We start from the raw sequence: 19,405 nt of genomic DNA on the forward strand, positions 1-19,405 counted from the left end.
GCCGCTTGACCCCACGGGCAACCACCACTAGGGAGGCGCTTCTCAAGGGCATTTATGCAAAGCATTGGATGTCAGAGGGCCCTTAGCTCAGTCGGTAGAGCAACTGACTTTTAATCAGTAGGTCGCTGGTTCGAACCCAGCAGGGCTCACCATATTTATGTGGTTTATTAGATGATCCCGCTTCACGGGTTGCACATTTAATATCTTGGGAAGCGTTCTGATAGCATCTCAACTTTTGACTCCTGCCAAAAAGTGAAACTCGTCTGTAGGGCGACAAGAAATGGCGTAATAATACTTAGCTTCAGAAATATAATTTCGAAGTCCGTCATACCAACATTCGCACGGCTCAACCTCGAATCAATTTTCGATATTGTGTAAGATGTGATCGGCGGTGTCTTGCCTATCATCGCTCAATGACCAATGGCCTTTGGCATATTCAGACTGGCCATAACCAACTCGGTGGTTATGTTGGTAGGGATGCTCATGAATATACAGGCAGAAGACAATGTGAAGAAGGCAATGTGATTAGCAAAATCTTGCATAAAGATTGCTTACTGCCCGAACGTGCTATGATGTCTCCCTTATTAGAACATAATAGATATAACTGTTAGGAGCCCCTTATGCTTATAGACAATGGAACTTACATTTTGGTGCTGAATGGCGCGACCATGACAGTTTACCGGAACCTCGGCAAAGCTCTACATGTCGATCTGGAACTTGTCGAACAGAAGGAGCAATTTACACCCGAAACTTCTGAACTTGGCCGGGATCGGCCCGGGCGATCCTTTTCGAGAGTGGGTGACCATCGCAGTGGATATAAAAACACCGATCTGCATAGTCAGGAGGAGGAACAGTTTATCAAGGAATCTGTAGCCCGCCTCGACGCGCTAGCCACTGCTGAGCAGAAACCTGCGATCATTCTTGCTCCGCCGGAAGCGCTGGGTATCGCGCGCAAACATTACCGTCCGGCGCTACAAAAACTGATCACGAAGGAAATTGACCGCGATTACTCGACCCACCCGGCAAAAGAGGTCGCCGCGTTTCTGGCAGATTATTGAGGCACTATATTCAAAGCGATAAACAATAAGCCGAGAGGTAAAGGAGCATGCGCCAACTGTGCGACGCTGATATTGTGGATATAGATGGACTTGAAATCGGTGAAGTCGAGCGCATCATGCGGGATGCCTCCGGCACGGTAACCAAGCTATTGGTCGAAGTGGAGGATTCAAACCCGGACCATATTGTTGAAATCTCGCTTGCAGGATTAACGCCAACGCAAAACGGTGATGACTGGGATCTGGGATCTGGTAACTGCTATGTCCAGAGATGATCTTATGGCTCTGCCGAACAAGAAATAACTGCATGACCATGTCCTGTTTATATGGCTATTCCCCTGCCAGAACCCTCAAAAAACTTTTGTTGATTATCTGCGTTACCGGATTGTCTGGATGTGCAGATCACATATATGAGACGCGCAGTCTTGCCGGTAGCCCCGTCCCGGTTCCTGAAATAACCAGATTGCAGGACGGATTATTGACGACAGAAGTCAGCGTCCTCATTTATAATGTGGAGGGATTACCATGGCCCGCGCGCAGCAACCGTAAAGGAAAGCTCCGTCAGATAGCAGATGTAATAAAAAAGTCGCGTGAGAACGGGAACGGACCGGATTTCATTTTTCTGCAAGAAGCTTTTTCCAAGAGCGCGGCAAAAATCGCTGAAATATCCGGCTATCAAAATGTTGTTGCCGGACCTCGGCGTTCCAGAAAACGGAGAGACGAAAGCGCCGACATTCCCAAAGATTTCAAAAAAGGACGGCGACGCTTCAAAGGAGAACGTTTCGGCAAGTTTCTGAACAGCGGGCTTTATGTGCTTACCGACCATGAAATCATTTCATATAGAAGAGACCCGTTTTCGAAGCGCGCCTGTGCCGGTTTCGACTGTCTGGCGAACAAGGGGATTCTTTCGGTCCGGGCACAGGTTGCCGGCGTTCCAACACCGATTGACCTTTTTACGGTTCACATGAATTCCCAAAAAGCATCGGGGGTCAAAACTCCTCGCGCCAACAAGGCGCATGAATATCAGGTCGACGAGACGACTTTTTTTCTTAGAAATCACCGGGACACGCAAAACCCTTTTGTGTTCGCAGGTGATTTTAACATGCGGAATTCATCCGGTCGGCTGGAATATTTCAGCTATCAACTGCCTTATAATGTCGTGCGCCATTATTGCACTGTGATTGTCCAAGACTGTCAAATCGAAATGTCCTGGGATGGCGATGAACCGTGGCTCGATACGCAGGATTTGCAGTTTTTCGGAAACGGACAGCACGTAAAAATTCGTCCCATACACGCAAAGGCGATGTTCGATGAGAAATATCCCGATGGAAAGCTGTCAGATCATGACGGATATCTAGTGACTTACCGTTTGTCGTGGGATGAGAAATATTGCTTCAGCCAATAGCTATGATGTACATCGCGTCATAAAGCTTTTTCAGACGCATTTTTCGCTCCGCCATTAGTTTATGGACGGCATTTACACGCGAATACGCATATCTCTGACCGCAACGAGGAGCGCTAGCAATACTGCAAAAGAGATCAGGCCGAACCCGACGATCATCGCCGTTGCCCAGGATGTCTCCGCGAGCACGGAGAACATTGCTGCCGTAATTACCGCGATTCCAACCGCTGTGCCGACACGTTGACAGGTCTGCATAATAGCCCCCGAACTGCCAGCATAATCGAGCGGCACCTCCGCAAGGGTCAGTGTCTGGTTCGGACTGATGATTGATCCTTGCGCCAAGCCGACAAGAGACAGGGGTGCCATGAGCCACCAGATGCTCAAATAATCAGCTTCGTGCATCATAATCACGACAATGCTAAGCGCGAGTCCTAACAGAGCTAATGACAAGCCGACGATAACCAGTTTACGGCCAAAGCGGGCGACCCGGCTCCCCGTCCAATGGGCAGCATAGGCCGAAAGCATGGCTGCCGGTATTCCGAAAGCTCCTGATTGTAGCGCCGTTTTCCCATCGCCTTCCTGCAAATAAAGTGCAACCAGCACCCACACACTGGTTATTCCCATGAAATAAAGTGTCATGATGGCGATACCGTTGGTATAATTTTTGGTCTCGAAAATCTTGAGGTCAACCATCGGACTATAGCCGCTACGCGTATAGCGCCGTTCCCACATTATCCAGAGCCAGACCAGCAAGAAACCAAATGGCAGTAATAGCCAGACATATACGCCGCCCCTCCCTTCGACAAAGGGATATAAGATAGCAAGCACAGCCAAGCCCAGAAGAACCGCGCCCATAGGGTCGAGCGATCGCAGACTGCCTCCTGCTGCTCTTGATAGTCGTGTGACCAAAGGCCGCGGAAACCATAAAAGTCCCAGAATGATGACAAGAGCGCCTATTGGAACATTGACAAGAAAGGTACCAGTTCGGGGCCGCCAATCTCAATCAGAAAGCCGCTGAGAACCGGCCCGATGGCAACCGATAGGCCCACTGTCGTACCGAAATACCCAAAGGCACGACCACGCGCGTCGCCGCGAAAAATTATGCTGGATCATCGAAAGGCCCTGTGGATTGAGCAATCCTCAACCGATCCCTTGCGCGAAACGGGCGGCATTGAGCCATTCAGGGTTAGGTGCCAGACCTGCGGCAACCGAGGAAGCAGTAAAAATACCAACGCCCGTAAGGAACAACCCGCCCCGCCCCATAATGTCTCCGGCCCGGCCAGCCGCCACCAAGACAACACCAAAAGTCAGCACATAGCCTGATAATACCCACTGGAGATCGGATTGGGATGCGTCGAGCCCCTGTCGGATTGAGGGCAACGCAACGTTAACGCTGCTGATGCCGATCAGCGTCATAAAAATTGTGATTAACAACACGAAAAGGATTCGCCATCTCACCGGGTCCGTTGATGAATCAGCTCCGGATTTCGCAGATATGTTCACAACTGTGTCTGGCGGAACCATTCTACAGACTTTCTCTAAAAAATACGGATGCGCTAAGATATGACAAGAATAGCCAAAAGCGTTTTAGCGTGGTCAAGCAGGGTTAACGAATTCTATCTGTGCTGCATAGTCGTGGACATGTTTAATGAATAATATGGGATGTGCCAATGAACTGCGCGTTTTTGGTGCAATGGACTCTGCTAAATATCAAAAGATCACACTATTATGAGACTCCTTTGGACCTTGAAGCAGGGCTTTGATCCAATCGTCAATTCTTGCCCCGTGCGCGGGGTTTGTAACGCGGGATCGACCAGCCGAATATCAGCGCACCGGCGCGCAGACCGAACCCAGCCACCAGAGCAAAACCGATCGAAATCTCGCGTGACAGGCCAAGAGCATCCATACCAACGAAACTGAACGCAGCAGTCAGGGCAGCGGTCGCATAGATTTCGTGAGAATAGATGATCGAGTCCTCTTTCCCAAGAACATCGCGGATGATGCCACCAAAACAGGCAGTAATCACCCCCATTGTAATCGCGACAAGTGGTTCTTCTCCCAAGGTAACAGCTTTTTCGGCGCCAGCAATCGCAAAAATAACCAGCCCGAGAGCGTCTAGCCAGAGAATGAATCGATAACGCGAAGCCGTCAATGGAGCCGATAGAAACACAGCGATCGAAACCAATATACACACTGCGAGATAAAGCGGCTGGTCCAGCCAAAAGACCGGATGTGCATCAAGAAGCAGGTCACGGATCGTACCGCCACCGATACCGGTCACAGTGCCAAGAAGCACGAAACCCACGACATCCATCTCGTGTCGTGAAGCTACCAATGCGCCCGTGATGGTGAAGGCGATAATGCCAATCCAGTCAAGAATGATGATGCCATGGTCAAACATTGATCGAGATTGCTACACTGCTATTTGCGGTTCCGCTAGTAACAGATGATCCACCAGACCAAAGGTTCACAGCAATATTCTCAGGACAATCTGCTGTGTTTGTACTTAGAATCTGGACGGCAACGCAGCCATGCGATTGATCCGTAAATGAGCGACAATAATACCAGATTGATAATCTCGCTTGTGACTTGGCTCAAACTCGTATCCATCTGGTTGATAGCAACGATCAGATTTATCCCTGCGGTTGTGGGAACGAGCTTGGCAACCCATAGCAAAAGCGGCGGGGTTGCTTCTGCTGGCCATGATAATCCACTAAGAAAATAAAGCGGCAACGATGTGATAATCCATAGCTGTAACACGCGCTCGCGAGTTTTGAAGAAGCTGCCAAGAAACAGCGCAAAGGCAACTATAGCAATGACAAAAATGGGTGCCGCGATCAGTAAGCCGGCAAAATTACCACCTCGCGGATAGTCCTGGAACCAGAAAACAAAACCGCTAAAATAGGCTATATTGACCAGACCGATCAATACGAACGCCATGGATATTCCGGCAAAAGTTGCAAAGGGGATCTGTACCGGCCCTAGTTTTTCACGCCTGCTGGCATATAGCAATATGAGCCCGACCAGCAATGTTTGCTGGAGAATTAGCCCGACCACGCCCGGCACTATCCCGCTGCCATAGCCTTCACTGGTGTTAAACAGCGGGCGCACACTCAAAGCGATGGGAGGGCGAGCGGGTTGGCCCATGAACCGAGTTTGTGTGAGCACTGCCTCTGCGCCAAAATCACTAAGCGCGCCCCCCATACCAGTCAAAACTATGCTGCTTCGCAGCAGATAGGCGCCGTTACCGTATAGAGCGATCTTCGCCTGCCTGCCGCTTAGAATATCACGTTCGAAATCATCCGGAATAAGCACAATCGCAAAAGCTGCTCTTTCTTTGATCAGGCTCTCTGCATCCGCGATAGTTTGTTCTTCGGCAATAATATCAACCTGTGGCAATCCCGAAAGGCGTTGTAGAACGGCTCGGCTCATGGCGCTTTTATCATTATTTACGATTACGATGGGGATATTGTCTGCCACCTCTCCTGAATAGGCGGACGGATAAAAGAAAGAATATAATATCACCGAGCCAAACAGAAGCATGAGCGCAATCTGGTCGGCAAAAACAGCCCGGAATGTCTCCCTGAATGCGGAAAACATCAGCGCCGCCTCCAGAGTTTGGGATTATCAGCAGCATTCATATAGGCGGGTAAGCCTATAACAGAACCGATGATGAAAAATGCCAGCATGATCCAGACATGGCGCAGCGAGGTCAGAATATCCGCACCCATCGACAATTGCTCGATCTGCAAATTTGTGTAGGCAGTATAAGGAAGCAGCGCGCTCCAAATCTGGGCAAAGCGGGATGCGGATTCTATCGGGAATATGGCGCCCGCAAACGCAAATGACGCTCCGGCATATAGCCCTGCTGCCGAGAGTGATTGTGACATCCTGCGGCTAATGCCGACGATCAACAGGCTCACACCCGAATAGGCGAGATACATCATGGCTGATCCAAGCAGGATCATCGCGGCGCTCCCCCCGATACTCCAGCCACGAATGACGGAGATGTAAAATAATGCAGCGATACTCCAGACGAAAAATATCATCAGATATAGTGCAATTTTGCCGCCAATGGCTGCGACTTTTTGCGCTGGTGAGCCATGGAGCCAATCGGCAATTGTCGCATCGCGAAGCTCGCGCCCCAGCGCGCTTATTATCGCCACCATAAAAATGAGATGCAGTAATGCGGGATGGATAAGAGAGACCAGCTGAAGCTCGTAGCTGCTTTGGGGATTGAACAGAATGGTTGTTTGCACAGCGACAGGGGCTGGCCGAATGTTTTCCGGACCTTTGATTGCCGCGATGTCATCCACTACCAACCGCATACCCGCTGCACCGATAGCAGAACCAATTTCGCGGGCAGCAGCGCCGCCAGCTGTTAGATAGCTCGCGTTAAAATATGCGACTACCGGCGCGGACTCCCCCTGATATACCTTTTTTTGTATATCCCGTGGGATCAGGACGACGGCATAAACCTTTTTTTCGCGGATCATTGCTTGAGCGCCCAGCATATTTTCTGGCGCGGCAACCACTCGCAAACCCGGCGCCGCTTCCAGATGCTGTGTCAATTTGCGCGATACTGACGTTCCGTCCTGATCCACAACTGCAATAGGCAAGTCGCGCATAACGCCTGACGAAAACTGCCAAGCCATCACGGCCATTAACAATAAGGGAATCCAGCTAACCAGCGCCATGTCCCATGAATTGTCTTTTAAAAACCGCCACTCACGTAACAAGCTATCTGAAAATGCTTCCCGCACGTCCATCTAATGCGGCCAGTCGAACAGGACACTCATACCGGGCCGCAAACCTTCCACTTTTTTAACGGGGGTCAATCGCACCTCAAAGCTTTTGACATCAAATCCGGACGATTGCCTGGTAGCACGCCATGTCGCGAAATCACCTGCCGGAGCAATGAAGCTGACCTTGAAATCAGCTTTTCTGTCACCAAGCGCCGGGATTATACCCGCAAATACAGCGTTCTTTTTTACTACGCTAAACTGATCCTCGCGCAATGTGATCGTGACCCACGGATTTGCTATATCGGTTATTGTGAATACCGGATATCCAGCAGGCACCAACTCACCGACTTCCGCCAATCGGCGACCAAGCTCACCCGATGATGGCGCGACAATCTGTGTTTCTTCCATGGCGGCGTCCACTTCGGCAATTGCGCCGCTGGCTTGCTGCACTTGACCGCTTGCTGCTGCTTTGTCTTCGCTACGTGCACCGGCAAGCGCCAGCTCATATTGGGCTTTTGCCGCAGCAGCCGCCTCTGATGAGGCGACCGCATTTGTTCTGGCCTCATCGCGGCGCTGTCTTGGCACCACGCCTTCACTATATAGCCGGTTCGTGCGTGCATAAGTGTTTTGCGCCAGGTTGGCCGCGGCTTGCGCGCGGCTCCACTGCGCTTTTGCCGCGCGTATTTCCTGTGGCCGGGCGCCCGTATCGGCCTTATCCAATACCGCTCTGGCTGAGGCCAAGGCACCTTCGGCTTGCTGTCTTTTCGCTTTGATTTCCGGACTGGTCAGAGAGAAAATAGGTTCGTTTTCACGCACCATCTCGCCTTCCTGGACGAAAAACTGATCAATTCTACCAGCCACTTTGCTGGATATCCGCACCTCGTGGGCATCAACCATGCCTTGCACCTGCTGGGGCTTTGACCGGAAAGACAGCCACAGACCTACCGCCAGTAACGCGAACAGGATCAATATAATAACGATAATCCAGAACCGGCTGATGCTGCGCGTTTTATCTTCGGCAGGTGCACCGTTGTGGCTATCTTCGCTGCCCGTCTGATCCATGATAGGTTTTTGTGTCATTGCAGAACCTGATCGGCCCGTGCGACATATTCCGGAAAACGGCGCGTTTGGCCACTGGCATTAAGCAATTGCGCCAGTGCCATAACATAGTTGAACGCGGCCTCCGATCGCTGCGTCTTGGCACGGCCAAGTCCAAGCTGTGCATCAATCACATCCAGCGATGTGCCCAGTCCTTCGCGATAAGAAAGTTGTTGCAGCCGTAAATTTTCATTGGCGGACGCGATCGAACTGTCGAGTAGATTAAACCTTTGCCGGGCGCTTTGCATTTCATTCCACGCTTTCGTAACGCCAATTTCCAATTGCATCCTTGCTTCCCTCATCCCCGCATCCGCCTGCATGACCTTTTGCCTTGCCGCATCTACAGATTGGCGCCGACCCAGCCCGCCAAATATCTTGTATCGAACACCGATACCGAACGCCCAATCCGGCTCAGTCAGCAAAGCATCGTCGCGATAGAGATCATATTGCGCGAAGCCATAGACAGTTGGCCGTAATTTCGCCTTTTGCATTTCGACACCGCTTGATGCCAGTTTGCCACGCGCATCGAGACGGTTAAGCTGCGGATGAGCATCTCGCGCAGCTTCAAGAAACGCGTCCAGCGATCCAGAAATACGGGAATTGACGAATAGCTTCGTAGTCGGCGCAACCGGACTATCTGTACGCAGCAATGCGGAAAGATAGGCATTGCTTGTTGCCAAATCGCTTTGCGCTTGCTGCATTTCCCTTTCCGCCTCATCGCGGGCAACCTGTACTTGTAAAAGCTGCGCGCGGCTCACAAAGCCCTCTCGCTCCAACTTGCTCGTATCGGATAAATGTCGGTCCAGTCCATTTCGCACCTGTGTGCGGATATCATAGGCCTGTTCTGCTAGCTGCTGGGAAAAATAGGCCTGTATAAGCTGCATCACTCCATTTTCTGCCGCGATGTTTAACTCCGCTGTTGCCTGAGCGACTTGCGCCTTGGCACCTTGTTGGGTGGCGCGTATTTTGCCTCCGGCATAAATCGGCATCTGAGCAGAAAGAACGGGGCGTAGCCGCACGCCGCCTTGCCGGAATTTCAAGGGATCCTGTATATTAAATGCAGAAGCTACCGGCGCTAGCGACCCTAATGGCAAAACCAGCGTTTTTTGATAATCCATCACACGCGTATCAATGTCGAGATCCGGGCGACGCAGCGACCGGGTTGCTTCCTCTTGCAATGTCAGCCCGCGCACATTTGCTTTTGCCGCTTCGATAGAGTCCGATTTCGATAAAAATCGCTGCTGTGCATCGGCATAGCTGATTTCCAGCTGCCCTTGTGCGTATGTTGGGACAGGAATAAAAAGCAAGCAACTAGCAATTGACGAGAATATACTACTGAGGACGAAGCGAAGCCTGTTAACCTCAACGCTCATCGCGCAGTCCTTTTGCCCGAGTGACAGTGGATTTTACGGTCGTGATGGAACTCTCTATCAAGATGCTCCAGGCCTTCATTCATAACCTCGTGCCCAGTTTCGATAAACATATCACCCGATCAGTTGCGTATAACGGCGTCAAATGCTGAACAGAAGGCTCATCCGCACGTTTATATCCACATACTCTTTTAATTCCTCCCGGTCCAGACAGCGCGCCAGTAGCCAACAGGCTACTCCGCTAATTCAGGCTCCGGTGAAAGCTCTGCTGCAGATTTGACCGACATCCCCATAGCTTTGGCCACTCCTTCGCCATAAGCCGGGTCGCAACGGGTGCAATTGTCGATATGGCGCTGTTTAATGAAATCCGGCGCGTCGCCCATATTCCGGCTGATCAACCCATTGGCCATAGCTATTTGGCTGATAATGCGGCAATCCGCCGTAGTTGCTGTCCGCTCGCCCCCGCCCGTCACGGTGATTACTCATCACGGGGCATTTCGCCGCATTTACCGGAACCTGATGGTAATTTACTCCCAGACGATAACGCTGCGAATCAGGATAATTGACGAGCCGCGTCTGCAACATCTTGTCAGGGGAAACGCTGATTCCCGGCACGAGGTTTGATGGCGAGAAAGCTGCCTGTTCGACATCCAAATGATAGTTTTCCGGATTACGGTTCAATTCAAATTCACCGACCTCGATGAGGGGATAGTCACCCTTGTACCAAACCTTGGTCAAGTCGAAGGGATGCACTGAATATGATTCAGCTTCGGCCTCGGGCATTATTTGCACAAACATTTTCCAGCGTGGAAAATCACCACGTTCGATAGCCTCATATAGGTCCCGCTGATGACTTTCCCGGTCATTGCCGATTATTGCGCCTGCTTCAGCGTCACTTAGATTCTCTATGCCTTGCTGGGTTTTGAAGTGGAGCTTCACCCAGAAGCGCTCACCCTCTTCGTTCCAGAAGCTGTATGTATGGCTGCTAAACCCGTGCATATGACGATAGCTTTTTGGAACACCACGATCCGACATCAAAATGGTAAGCTGGTGCAATGCTTCAGGAAGCAAGGTCCAGAAATCCCAGTTATTGGTTGGAGAACGCATATTGGTGCGCGGGTCGCGCTTTACCGCCTTGTTGAGATCAGGGAATTTTTTGGCATCGCGCATGAAGAACACAGGGGTATTGTTACCAACCATATCCCAATTGCCTTCTTCGGTATAGAATTTGAGCGCAAACCCACGAATATCCCGCTCGGCATCCGCTGCGCCGCGTTCTCCGGCGACGGTGCTGAAGCGGGCGAACATCTCGGTCTTCTTGCCGACTGTATTGAAAATACTGGCGCGGGTGTAGCGTGAGATATCGTTGGTCACAGTGAAGGTGCCAAACGCGCCGGACCCTTTGGCGTGCATCCGCCGTTCCGGGATGACTTCGCGAACGAAATTCGCAAGTTTCTCGTTAAGCCAGACATCCTGAACAAGGACGGGACCGCGTTTGCCCGCTGTCATCGAGTTTTGATTGTCAACAACCGGAGCGCCAAAAGCCGTGGTCAGGTGGGACACGGGACATTTACCCTTGTTCAAGATATCATCAGACATGGTTTTTCCTCTTCAGTTATGTTTTTTGTGACAAACAGCATCGAAACGGTTGCTACGAATTTTTCACTATCGCCATGGTCAAATGCTGCGGACATTTCGTCAACGACTTTTCTGGCCGAATATTCGTTTTTACGCCATTTTTCACAGTCGCTCACAGCTGTTACAGCACTGGCATAATCAGTAAAATAAGTGATTGGCAGCGCCAAGCGTTGAAAAAGGCCTGTGCACATCCACTTTGCATAAGATCCCATAATTGTCATCTTCACACTAGTGTTACACAATAATTGGAAAACCCGAAGAAACTAATTCGGAATAGATAAATCAGTTGAAGCGCTATTTAAGAAGCGCTGCGTATGATGGGCTTTGAATTCTGTTGCTGGGGCTGTTCTAATAGGGCAAATATATATGCAACTATCGCTTGGCGAAAATCATGAGGTCCGGCTGGTCGCAAACGCGCACAACGTTGATAACCCGGTAACTGATAATTGGGTATCGAACGGGGCAAAGCGCGCGCTTCGCCCCGCTTCATTCTTACACTTGGTGCTATGCCGCTTTTTCGAGATCCTGACGCGGACCAAAAAATTCAAAATGCACCTGCGATGACGGAATACCCCACATCAACAAATCCTGATAGATATTGATCATGAAAGGCTTTGGACCACAGAAATAATAATCAGCGTGACGATTTGGCACCAGCGATTCAATCAGTTTGGCATCGACCATACCAGCCGAACAATTTTCCTCTTTGCACGCATCATCTTGCGCCACATCACTATAGCGATAATGCACTTTCAGGTTCGGGTGTTTTTCAGCTAGTTCGTCAATGGCAGTTTTGAACGGCTGCACTTCGCTGGTCAGACACCCGTGGATCAGGATGGTTTCACGGTCCGGCATGGCATCAAGCGTGGTTTTCAAGATGCTCATAATCGGAGTAATGCCTATTCCGGCAGCCAACAACACCAGCGGGCGTTCATGCCGGTCTTTGACATTCAGGAAGAACTCACCGCACGGCGGGCCGATTTCAAGCGTGTCGCCTTCCGCTATATTATCGTGCAGCATATTAGACACATAGCCATTAGGGACATTCGCAACCGGAGCGACCTCTCTTTTCACACTGATCCGGAAATAATCACGGCCCGGTTTGTTCGACAGGCTGTAATTCCGCATCGTGGTTGATCCATCGGGGGTCGGCATCCGAATGGTAATATATTGTCCCGGCAAAAATTCCGGCAACGCACCGCCATCTTCCGGCTTCAGGTAGAATGAGGCAATATTGCTGCTTTCCTGATCTTTGGTGTGAACCTTGAATTTCCGGAAACCTTCCCATCCACCCTTTTTGGACGCGCTATCACCGTAAATCTGCTTCTCCCGGCCAACCAGAATATCGGTCAGGAAACCATAAGCCTCTGCCCAGGCATTTATAACGTCATCCGTGGCCCCGTCGCCCAATACTTCTTTGATCGACGCAAGCAGGTTTTCTCCCACAATCGGATAATGTTCGGGCTTAATCATCAAGGAAACATGCTTATTGGCAATAAGCTCTACCGCATCGCCCAATACCTCCAGATTATCGATATTCGCTGCATAGGCACATATCGCCCCGGCCAGAGCGCGTTGCTGTGTCCCTTGTGATTGATTGGCCGGATTAAAAAACGGACCCACTTCAGGGTTATGGGAAAACATGCGTTCGTAAAAATGCCGGGTCAGTGTTTCACCGTGCTCCTGCAATATGGGAGCTGTAGATTTTACGATGGCAATTGTATTCTGGTTCAGCAATTTTCTGTCCTTTTCAAAAGATGTATATTTAATACATCTTCCCGTTAGGGCGGCAAAAAGGATGTGACAACCCTGTATTTCAGAAATTTTCCAAAACCGGTTTAGCTCTTCTTTTCAGGCAGTCGTGAAAGGTTACGCACATGCGCTCATACTGCCGCGATCCGTGGTTTCATCAGCAGGCAGCTCCCGCTAAACTGGTCGCGGTCCCCATAAAATAATGGCCGCGCCGCCCAGTGCCACGGCTGTGCCAATCAGATCCCACCTGTCAGGAGTGTGCCGCTCCACAGTCCAGAGCCAGAGGATTGATGCCATAATATATACACCGCCATAAGCCGCATAGGCTCGGCCCGCGTGGGCGCTGTCCACCCGTGTGAGAGCATAAGCAAAAATGGCAAGGCTGAGCATCCCCGGAACAAGCCACCACGGAGATTTATCAAGCCGGAACCATGCCCAAAATGCAAAGCAGCCTGCAATCTCGCCCAGCGCAGCGATAATATACCATCCGATTGTAACCATGAACGCCGCGTTAGCACGGGCAGACGAACCCGACAATTGCCCCGCAAGGGGTAACAGTTAAAACCAAAAATGATTTCTGGAAAACTGGAGCGGGCGAAGAGATTCGAACTCTCGACCCCAACCTTGGCAAGGTTGTGCTCTACCCCTGAGCTACGCCCGCTCGGCGATGCTGTGACATTGGGTTATAGGCTATCGTCATCAGCAGTTGAGGCGCGCGGTTAGCACGGGTTTTGGGGTCCGGCAAGCCCCATTTTTCAAACTATCGCAATGAAATGTAAAAATAACCTTGGCTTTGGCGCCTCTCTCCCCACATAAAGTACGGATATAACAGAAGACACTCCGCGATTCCCTTGGAAAACAGCCCTTTGTAAAAATGGTCTATTGGGAGAGTGAAGCGGGAACAGAAAGAAATTAAAGGAGCAGCAATTGGCGACAGCAGGACTAACAGTGGACGAACAAAAGGCGGTTGAGGAATTTCAACAGACCGTCGTTGTCCCCAGCATGAACAAGCTGGTGATTCTGGATTTCTGGGCAGAATGGTGCGGCCCGTGCAAAGCGCTAACGCCAGTACTGGAAAAAGTGGCAGCCAATTATGCCGATAAGGGCGTGGTTCTGGCAAAGATCAATGTGGATGAAAATAAATTCATCGCCTCGCAGTTTCAGGTGCAATCGATCCCCACTGTCTATGCTATTTTTCAGGGCAAGCCGGTCGCAGACCTGACCAGCGCCCGGACCGAAAGCCAGTTGGGTCAGATAGTTGACCAGCTATTGGCGCAGCTTCCTGTTGGTGGCGGCGATGAAGAGCCAAAACAGGATGTTGCCCCCTTACTCGCCATGGGTGAAGAAGTGCTTGGTCAAGGCGACGGGCAACGCGCGGCGGGTATTTTTGCCCAGATCGCGGATATGGAACCAGACAATGCCGAAGCGGTTGGCGGATTGATTCGCGCACTGGTTGTTGCCGGGCATCTGGCGGAGGCCGAGACGACTTTGGCTGGTGTGTCCGAAACGATTTCTGCTGATCCCGCCATTGAGCGCGCCAGTTCTGCTTTGAAACTGGCGAAAGACAAGCCGGATGACAGCGCGGTTGAAGCATTACGCGCGGCAGTTGCTGCTGATGGCAATGATTTTCAGGCCCGTTATGATCTGGCTGGTGCGATGATAGCATCGGGTGATTATGTTGGCGCGGCGGAGCATCTGCTTACGATCATTGAAGCCGACAAGGACTGGAATGACGGCGCTGCGCGGGCAAAGCTGCTCTCGTTATTTGAAGTTGTCGGGCTGGAAGATGAATGGGTATCGGCCACCCGGCGCAGACTTTCCGCGATATTGTTCGGATAGATATGACCGAAACCAAAAGAATATCCATTTTCCCGCTTGCTGGCGCGCTGCTTTTTCCGGGCATGCATCTGCCTTTGCATATTTTTGAGGAACGTTACCGCGCACTGATTAACGATGCGATGGCGCGTGACCGCCGAATCGGGATGATCCAGCCAAAGACGGCTGGCGACATGCCGGAATTGTTCGACATTGGTTGTGTTGGCAAAATTATTGACATTGAAGCCATGGAAGACGGACGGTTCAACATTGTTCTGGAAGGTGTCGCGCGGTTCCGCGTAATCGAAGAAATAGACGCGTCCACCGCTTTCCGTCAGGTTCGGGCAGAGATTGAAGACGATATGGAAATGGACGAGGTTCTGGCCAGCGCCGAACGTGCCGCTCTGGAAATTGAGTCCCGCAAATTCGCTGAGTCCCAGGGCTATCAGGTTGACTGGGACAGTATCGGTCGGCTTGATGATATGTCCTTTGTCAACGGGATAGCGCAGATTGCTCCATTTGATGCTGCGTCTAAACAGGCATTGCTGGAGATTGACGGCCTGTCCAATCGCGCGGAGCTGATCATTCAATTGCTGGATTTCTTTGGCCGACAGGACGGCGATGAAGGTCGCGTCACTTTACAGTGAAGGCAGACAATGAAAGACGCATAATGGACGGGAATATAAACAGCTTCGACACCGAATTGCTCGACATATTGGTTTGTCCGGCAACCCGGGGGCCATTAAGCTATGACGCGGAAGCACAGGAGCTTATCAGTGAAGCCGCAGGCGTGGCCTATCCGATTAAACAGGGCGTTCCGGTCATGCTGATCGAGGAAGCGCGAAAGATATAGCCTTGTCTCGGACTAGTCGATTTAAGCGCTAAAAACTGCCTCTTAACCCATCGACAACAAACTGCACGGCCAAAGCGCCCAGCAACACACCCAATAAACGGGTGACGACCGCTTCGACATTACCGCCCAAAATACGCATCAGCGGCCCTGCCAGCATCAATCCTATCAAGGTCAACAGCAAAACCAGTCCAAGCGCGCCCATGATAACCAAACGGCTTTCTACGTCTTCGCTTCTGGACATAAGCAACATGACCGCCGCGATCGACCCTGGACCGGCAATCATTGGCATTGCCATAGGAAAAATGGAAACATCTTCTATTTCGGGCTGGTCGATAATTTCCTGCGCCCGGTCTTCGCGGCGCTGGGTCCGCTTTTCGAACACCATTTCCAGCGCGATCATGAACAGCATGATACCACCGGCTATGCGAAAACTGTCGAGACTGATACTTAAAGCCCCCAGCAGCTGTTCACCGAAGATTGCAAAAACAGCTAAGATCAACGCAGAGACAACCACCGCACGAATAGCCATATTCCGCCGCTGTGCGAATGAGGCATCACCGGTCAGGCTGGCATAGATTGGTGCACAACCGGGCGGATCAATGACGACAAAAAACGTGATGAAGGCGGAAATGAAAAGTTCGGTCATCCAACAGGCGCCGCTACATCGTTAAAGATAATTTCTTCCCATTCGGCGCCGTTCCACATCCGCACCAATAATGAACGTGATTGGTCAGCAGAGCTTTCAGCGCTCCAGAACATGGTGCGATCGGCGGAATATCCACTCTTGTTTTTCTCACCCGCTGGCGGGGCTGGAACGGCTGGTAGCGCATCTTTGGAGCATGCCGCAACGCGTGTGCTTATAAAATCGGGTTCTGGCAAAGGCTTTTCCAACCGAACGCCATGATCGAATACCCATTTCCACTCGACATCCTTACCGCGCAGACGGCGGCTCTTCGCATCCTGTTTTTCCCAGATGGTGGTAAAATAACCCATGACGCCAGCCGCGCTTTGCCATGCTCCCGTAGCCACGCCCATGCTGCCATCACAGGACATAAAAACTTTATGCACCTGCCATTCCGTTGCCTGCGCCGGGTCAGCCTTGCCACTTAACCAGACCGGCGCGCTGACCAATTCTGGCATGAACATCAGTGCATCGGACGCTGCCGTTTCACGAAAAGCTGTCCACTGCCCCTTTTCCCGTGCAAGCCGGGCAAAGGCCAGCTCCGCTTTCACAATGTCGCTGGGGTTGGCAACCGGTTTTCCGGCTGCACGAATATATCGCTCCCTGTCGGTCGGTCCGCTGCTCGCGCATCCGGTCAGAGCCAGTCCCAGCACAAGAGCAACCAAAAACTGTTTCATCATAATCCTTCCGGCTTGGCGAGGCCAGCACGAGCAGATGCGGCAACCAATGTATTACGCAATAACACAGCTATGGTCATTGGCCCAACCCCGCCGGGAACAGGAGTAATCGCACGGACATGATCCATGGCTTCTGCAGTAGCAACATCGCCCACCAACCGGCCTTTGTCTTTACCGGGGTCGGGCGCCAGCCGGTTTATCCCGACATCAATGACAACTGCGCCATCTTTTAGCCAGTCACCCTTTACCATTTCTGCCCGCCCGACCGCAGCGACAACAATATCGGCGCGGCGCACAACATCGCGCAGAGCGCGGGTGCGGCTATGTGCAATGGTGACGGTGCAGTTTTCAGCCAGCAATAACTGCGCCATTGGCTTGCCTACCAATATCGAGCGTCCGACAACCACCGCATTCATACCCGACAAATCGCCCAGTTCATCCTTGAGCAGCATCAGGCTGCCCAGCGGGGTGCACGGCGTCAAAGCCTCTTCACCATTGGCCAGCCGCCCGGCATTTATGACATGAAGGCCATCAACATCCTTATCCGGATCAATCGCCATGACCACCGCTTTTTCATCAAGATGAGCGGGCAACGGCAATTGCACCAATATACCATCCACGGCATCATCGGCGTTTAGTTTCTCAACCAGCGCGATCAGATCGTTCTGAGTAGTGTCAGCGGGCAAGCGATGTTCAAAACTTTCCATACAGGCGGCCAGCGTCGCCTTATGCTTGGATGCTACATAGACCTGACTGGCGGCATCATCGCCCACTAGCACCACTGCCAATCCGGGGACACGGCCCGTTTGTTGCTCAAAATACGGAACAGCGTCTTTTATCCGTTCACGTAGGCCAGCGGCAAAAGCTTTGCCATCAATGATTGATGCTCCGCCGGTAGGCTCTTGGCCAGCTTCTTTGCTCATAAAATAATGCTCATAAAACGGGGATTAGGGCAGCGGCGAGCGGCGGAAGGATCGCGTCCTGCAAAATGATGATACCGATAATCACCACCATCGGTGTCAGGTCAATCGATCCGAAATCCGGCATGATCCGCCGGATCGGATTATAAATTGGCGCTGTTAGCGCATCCAGCGTCGTCCATAGCGCGCGAACAATATCATTTTGCAGATTGATCACATTAAAAGCGAGCAACCAACTCATAATCGCTTGCACGATGATGACGGTAATCGCGACAGTTAACAGGATATTGATAATCTGAAACAGGGCAAAAAACATGGACAAGGACCTTTTAATTCATGTTGGTCACTAAACGATAGTAGCGCGCAATGCCAAGCAATCTGTGCTAAAAACTAGTGTATCACCATTATAATACAGTGCAGCGATTAATCAACCGTTTCAAAATCATCCCGGATCAGCGTCCCCGCTCCTTCGCTGGTGAAAATTTCCAGCAGCATGGCATGGGGTACGCGGCCATCCAGCACGACAGCGGCATCAACTCCGTTCACCACTGCATTGACACAGGTTTCCAGCTTTGGAATCATACCGCCGGATATAGTCCCATCACCCTGTAGCCGTTTTATGTCCGATGGATTCAAATCCGTCAGCAGCTCGCTGTTTTTATCCAATACGCCTGCCACATCGGTCAGCAAAAACAGACGTGCAGCCCTGAGCGCCGCTGCCACCGCGCCCGCCATTGTATCGGCGTTTATGTTATAGGTATGACCATCATCACCGACTCCGATCGGAGCGATAACAGGAATCATTCCGGCGGCTGAAATCGTATCGACGATGCTGCGGTCTACCCGCTTTGGTTCACCGACAAAACCCAGATCAATTATCCGTTCGATATTACTGTCCGGATCACGGGCAGTGCGGCGCAACTTGGTTGCTTTGACAAAGCCGCCATCCTTTCCCGATATGCCAATCGCGCTTCCGCCAGCCCGGTCGATCCAACTAACCAACTCTTTGTTAATCGCGCCAGACAGGACCATTTCGGCAATTTCAGCGGTTTCCTTGGTCGTGACCCGCAGACCGTCGACAAATTTGCTTTCTACCCCGACTCGTTCGAGCATAGCACCAATTTGCGGCCCGCCGCCATGCACCACAACCGGGTTAATGCCGACCGCTTTTAACAAAACAACATCTTCGGCAAAATTGCGTGCCAGTGCCGGATCTCCCATGGCGTGGCCGCCATATTTGACGACAAAAGTTTGCCCTGCGTAACGCTGCAAATAAGGCAAAGCCTCGGTCAGTGTTTCGGCTTTGGCCAGCATTGCAGGATCGGGCGCGTGATTGGCGGTTTGTTTTGGTGCTTTGTCGGTCATGCCGCCTTTCAATCCAGCTTTATGGCAAATGCA

Annotated in this window: 20 protein-coding genes, 2 tRNA genes and 2 pseudogenes; 7 read left to right on the top strand and 17 right to left on the bottom strand. The window is 51.5% G+C overall.

All coding sequences use genetic code 11. The features are described from left to right. Window positions 1-76 precede the first annotated feature (76 nt). From AB1K62_RS10800 to AB1K62_RS10815, 4 genes are all read left to right on the top strand, one after another. A tRNA-Lys gene (locus AB1K62_RS10800) sits at window positions 77-152 on the top strand. A 468-nt stretch (window positions 153-620) separates the two neighbouring features. Next, on the top strand, window positions 621-1,058 hold the full coding sequence (locus AB1K62_RS10805; RefSeq protein ID WP_367003551.1) for a host attachment family protein: 438 nt from the start codon (window positions 621-623) through the stop codon (window positions 1,056-1,058). A gap of 47 nt (window positions 1,059-1,105) precedes the next feature. Continuing rightward, entirely contained in the window at window positions 1,106-1,330 is a 225-nt protein-coding gene (locus AB1K62_RS10810; protein ID WP_367003552.1) for a hypothetical protein, read from the top strand. A gap of 32 nt (window positions 1,331-1,362) precedes the next feature. Beyond that, window positions 1,363-2,460 (top strand): endonuclease/exonuclease/phosphatase family protein, encoded by a 1,098-nt coding sequence (locus tag AB1K62_RS10815; RefSeq protein WP_367003553.1) that lies wholly within the window; start codon window positions 1,363-1,365, stop codon window positions 2,458-2,460. A 72-nt stretch (window positions 2,461-2,532) separates the two neighbouring features. On the opposite strand, the pseudogene AB1K62_RS10820 reads toward AB1K62_RS10815, so the two are convergent. From AB1K62_RS10820 to AB1K62_RS10875, 12 genes and pseudogenes are all read right to left on the bottom strand, one after another. Beyond that, window positions 2,533-3,420, bottom strand: a pseudogene (locus AB1K62_RS10820) (MFS transporter); the annotation flags it as partial. 177 nt (window positions 3,421-3,597) lie between these two features. Then, window positions 3,598-3,894, bottom strand: a complete 297-nt coding sequence (locus AB1K62_RS10825) for an MFS transporter (RefSeq protein WP_367003554.1) — start codon at window positions 3,892-3,894, stop codon at window positions 3,598-3,600. A 334-nt stretch (window positions 3,895-4,228) separates the two neighbouring features. Beyond that, window positions 4,229-4,858, bottom strand: coding sequence for a trimeric intracellular cation channel family protein (locus AB1K62_RS10830; protein ID WP_367003555.1), 630 nt, complete (start codon window positions 4,856-4,858; stop codon window positions 4,229-4,231). An 80-nt stretch (window positions 4,859-4,938) separates the two neighbouring features. After that, on the bottom strand, window positions 4,939-6,057 hold the full coding sequence (locus AB1K62_RS10835; RefSeq protein WP_367003556.1) for an ABC transporter permease: 1,119 nt from the start codon (window positions 6,055-6,057) through the stop codon (window positions 4,939-4,941). After that, window positions 6,057-7,226, bottom strand: a complete 1,170-nt coding sequence (locus AB1K62_RS10840) for an ABC transporter permease (RefSeq protein ID WP_367003557.1) — start codon at window positions 7,224-7,226, stop codon at window positions 6,057-6,059. The genes AB1K62_RS10835 and AB1K62_RS10840 overlap by 1 nt, the downstream gene beginning before the upstream one ends. Then, window positions 7,227-8,282 carry an efflux RND transporter periplasmic adaptor subunit gene (locus AB1K62_RS10845; protein ID WP_367003558.1) on the bottom strand — a complete coding sequence of 352 codons (1,056 nt, stop codon included), beginning with the start codon at window positions 8,280-8,282 and terminating at the stop codon, window positions 7,227-7,229. After that, entirely contained in the window at window positions 8,279-9,673 is a 1,395-nt protein-coding gene (locus AB1K62_RS10850) for a TolC family protein (RefSeq protein ID WP_367003559.1), read from the bottom strand. Before AB1K62_RS10850 ends, AB1K62_RS10845 begins: the two co-directional genes overlap by 4 nt. 230 nt (window positions 9,674-9,903) lie before the next feature. Beyond that, window positions 9,904-11,269, bottom strand: a pseudogene (locus tag AB1K62_RS10855) (catalase). Beyond that, a complete protein-coding gene (locus tag AB1K62_RS10860; protein ID WP_367003560.1) occupies window positions 11,251-11,520 on the bottom strand; it encodes a hypothetical protein in 270 nt (89 codons plus the stop codon). Before AB1K62_RS10860 ends, AB1K62_RS10855 begins: the two are co-directional and overlap by 19 nt. A gap of 292 nt (window positions 11,521-11,812) precedes the next feature. Then, window positions 11,813-13,045, bottom strand: a complete 1,233-nt coding sequence (gene hmpA / locus AB1K62_RS10865; protein WP_367003561.1) for an NO-inducible flavohemoprotein — start codon at window positions 13,043-13,045, stop codon at window positions 11,813-11,815. Window positions 13,046-13,234: 189 nt separating this feature from the next. Then, entirely contained in the window at window positions 13,235-13,561 is a 327-nt protein-coding gene (locus AB1K62_RS10870) for a YnfA family protein (RefSeq protein WP_367003562.1), read from the bottom strand. Window positions 13,562-13,646: 85 nt separating this feature from the next. After that, a tRNA-Gly gene (locus AB1K62_RS10875) sits at window positions 13,647-13,721 on the bottom strand. A 266-nt stretch (window positions 13,722-13,987) separates the two neighbouring features. On the opposite strand from AB1K62_RS10875, the gene AB1K62_RS10880 reads away from it, so the two are divergent. From AB1K62_RS10880 to AB1K62_RS10890, 3 genes are read left to right on the top strand one after another with little or no spacing between them, the layout of a single operon-like run. After that, on the top strand, window positions 13,988-14,899 hold the full coding sequence (locus tag AB1K62_RS10880; protein ID WP_367003563.1) for a tetratricopeptide repeat protein: 912 nt from the start codon (window positions 13,988-13,990) through the stop codon (window positions 14,897-14,899). Window positions 14,900-14,901: 2 nt separating this feature from the next. After that, window positions 14,902-15,522, top strand: coding sequence for an LON peptidase substrate-binding domain-containing protein (locus tag AB1K62_RS10885; protein ID WP_367003564.1), 621 nt, complete (start codon window positions 14,902-14,904; stop codon window positions 15,520-15,522). Window positions 15,523-15,545: 23 nt separating this feature from the next. Then, entirely contained in the window at window positions 15,546-15,728 is a 183-nt protein-coding gene (locus AB1K62_RS10890) for a Trm112 family protein (protein WP_367003565.1), read from the top strand. Between the two features lie 28 nt (window positions 15,729-15,756). Here the strand turns inward: AB1K62_RS10890 and AB1K62_RS10895 are convergent, their stop codons facing one another. From AB1K62_RS10895 to argB, 5 genes are all read right to left on the bottom strand, one after another. Further along, window positions 15,757-16,374, bottom strand: a complete 618-nt coding sequence (locus AB1K62_RS10895; protein WP_367003566.1) for a MarC family protein — start codon at window positions 16,372-16,374, stop codon at window positions 15,757-15,759. Then, the gene (locus tag AB1K62_RS10900; protein ID WP_367003567.1) at window positions 16,371-17,090 is read right to left on the bottom strand and encodes a hypothetical protein; all 720 of its coding nucleotides are present in this window, start codon (window positions 17,088-17,090) and stop codon (window positions 16,371-16,373) included. The genes AB1K62_RS10895 and AB1K62_RS10900 overlap by 4 nt, the downstream gene beginning before the upstream one ends. Continuing rightward, window positions 17,087-18,010, bottom strand: coding sequence for a bifunctional methylenetetrahydrofolate dehydrogenase/methenyltetrahydrofolate cyclohydrolase FolD (folD, locus tag AB1K62_RS10905; protein ID WP_367003568.1), 924 nt, complete (start codon window positions 18,008-18,010; stop codon window positions 17,087-17,089). The genes AB1K62_RS10900 and folD overlap by 4 nt, the downstream gene beginning before the upstream one ends. 10 nt (window positions 18,011-18,020) lie before the next feature. After that, window positions 18,021-18,323 (bottom strand): YggT family protein, encoded by a 303-nt coding sequence (locus AB1K62_RS10910; RefSeq protein WP_367003569.1) that lies wholly within the window; start codon window positions 18,321-18,323, stop codon window positions 18,021-18,023. A 107-nt stretch (window positions 18,324-18,430) separates the two neighbouring features. After that, window positions 18,431-19,372: an acetylglutamate kinase gene (gene argB, locus AB1K62_RS10915; protein ID WP_367003570.1), complete on the bottom strand. Its 942-nt coding sequence runs from the start codon at window positions 19,370-19,372 to the stop codon at window positions 18,431-18,433. Window positions 19,373-19,405: the final 33 nt, after the last annotated feature.

Source organism: Parasphingorhabdus sp. JC815, assembly GCF_040717415.1.
Taxonomy (GTDB): domain Bacteria; phylum Pseudomonadota; class Alphaproteobacteria; order Sphingomonadales; family Sphingomonadaceae; genus Parasphingorhabdus.

Excerpts from the sequence above, each read along its gene's own strand:
- AB1K62_RS10805 (WP_367003551.1), top strand. The coding sequence starts at position 621 with ATGCTTATAGACAATGGAACTTACATTTTGGTGCTGAATGGCGCGACC.
- AB1K62_RS10810 (WP_367003552.1), top strand. The coding sequence starts at position 1,106 with ATGCGCCAACTGTGCGACGCTGATATTGTGGATATAGATGGACTTGAA.
- AB1K62_RS10815 (WP_367003553.1), top strand. The coding sequence starts at position 1,363 with ATGACCATGTCCTGTTTATATGGCTATTCCCCTGCCAGAACCCTCAAA.
- AB1K62_RS10830 (WP_367003555.1), bottom strand. The coding sequence starts at position 4,858 with ATGTTTGACCATGGCATCATCATTCTTGACTGGATTGGCATTATCGCC.
- AB1K62_RS10835 (WP_367003556.1), bottom strand. The coding sequence starts at position 6,057 with ATGTTTTCCGCATTCAGGGAGACATTCCGGGCTGTTTTTGCCGACCAG.
- AB1K62_RS10840 (WP_367003557.1), bottom strand. The coding sequence starts at position 7,226 with ATGGACGTGCGGGAAGCATTTTCAGATAGCTTGTTACGTGAGTGGCGG.
- AB1K62_RS10845 (WP_367003558.1), bottom strand. The coding sequence starts at position 8,282 with ATGACACAAAAACCTATCATGGATCAGACGGGCAGCGAAGATAGCCAC.
- AB1K62_RS10850 (WP_367003559.1), bottom strand. The coding sequence starts at position 9,673 with ATGAGCGTTGAGGTTAACAGGCTTCGCTTCGTCCTCAGTAGTATATTC.
- AB1K62_RS10860 (WP_367003560.1), bottom strand. The coding sequence starts at position 11,520 with ATGGGATCTTATGCAAAGTGGATGTGCACAGGCCTTTTTCAACGCTTG.
- AB1K62_RS10870 (WP_367003562.1), bottom strand. The coding sequence starts at position 13,561 with ATGGTTACAATCGGATGGTATATTATCGCTGCGCTGGGCGAGATTGCA.
- AB1K62_RS10885 (WP_367003564.1), top strand. The coding sequence starts at position 14,902 with ATGACCGAAACCAAAAGAATATCCATTTTCCCGCTTGCTGGCGCGCTG.
- AB1K62_RS10890 (WP_367003565.1), top strand. The coding sequence starts at position 15,546 with ATGGACGGGAATATAAACAGCTTCGACACCGAATTGCTCGACATATTG.
- AB1K62_RS10895 (WP_367003566.1), bottom strand. The coding sequence starts at position 16,374 with ATGACCGAACTTTTCATTTCCGCCTTCATCACGTTTTTTGTCGTCATT.
- AB1K62_RS10900 (WP_367003567.1), bottom strand. The coding sequence starts at position 17,090 with ATGATGAAACAGTTTTTGGTTGCTCTTGTGCTGGGACTGGCTCTGACC.
- folD (WP_367003568.1), bottom strand. The coding sequence starts at position 18,010 with ATGAGCAAAGAAGCTGGCCAAGAGCCTACCGGCGGAGCATCAATCATT.
- AB1K62_RS10910 (WP_367003569.1), bottom strand. The coding sequence starts at position 18,323 with ATGTTTTTTGCCCTGTTTCAGATTATCAATATCCTGTTAACTGTCGCG.
- argB (WP_367003570.1), bottom strand. The coding sequence starts at position 19,372 with ATGACCGACAAAGCACCAAAACAAACCGCCAATCACGCGCCCGATCCT.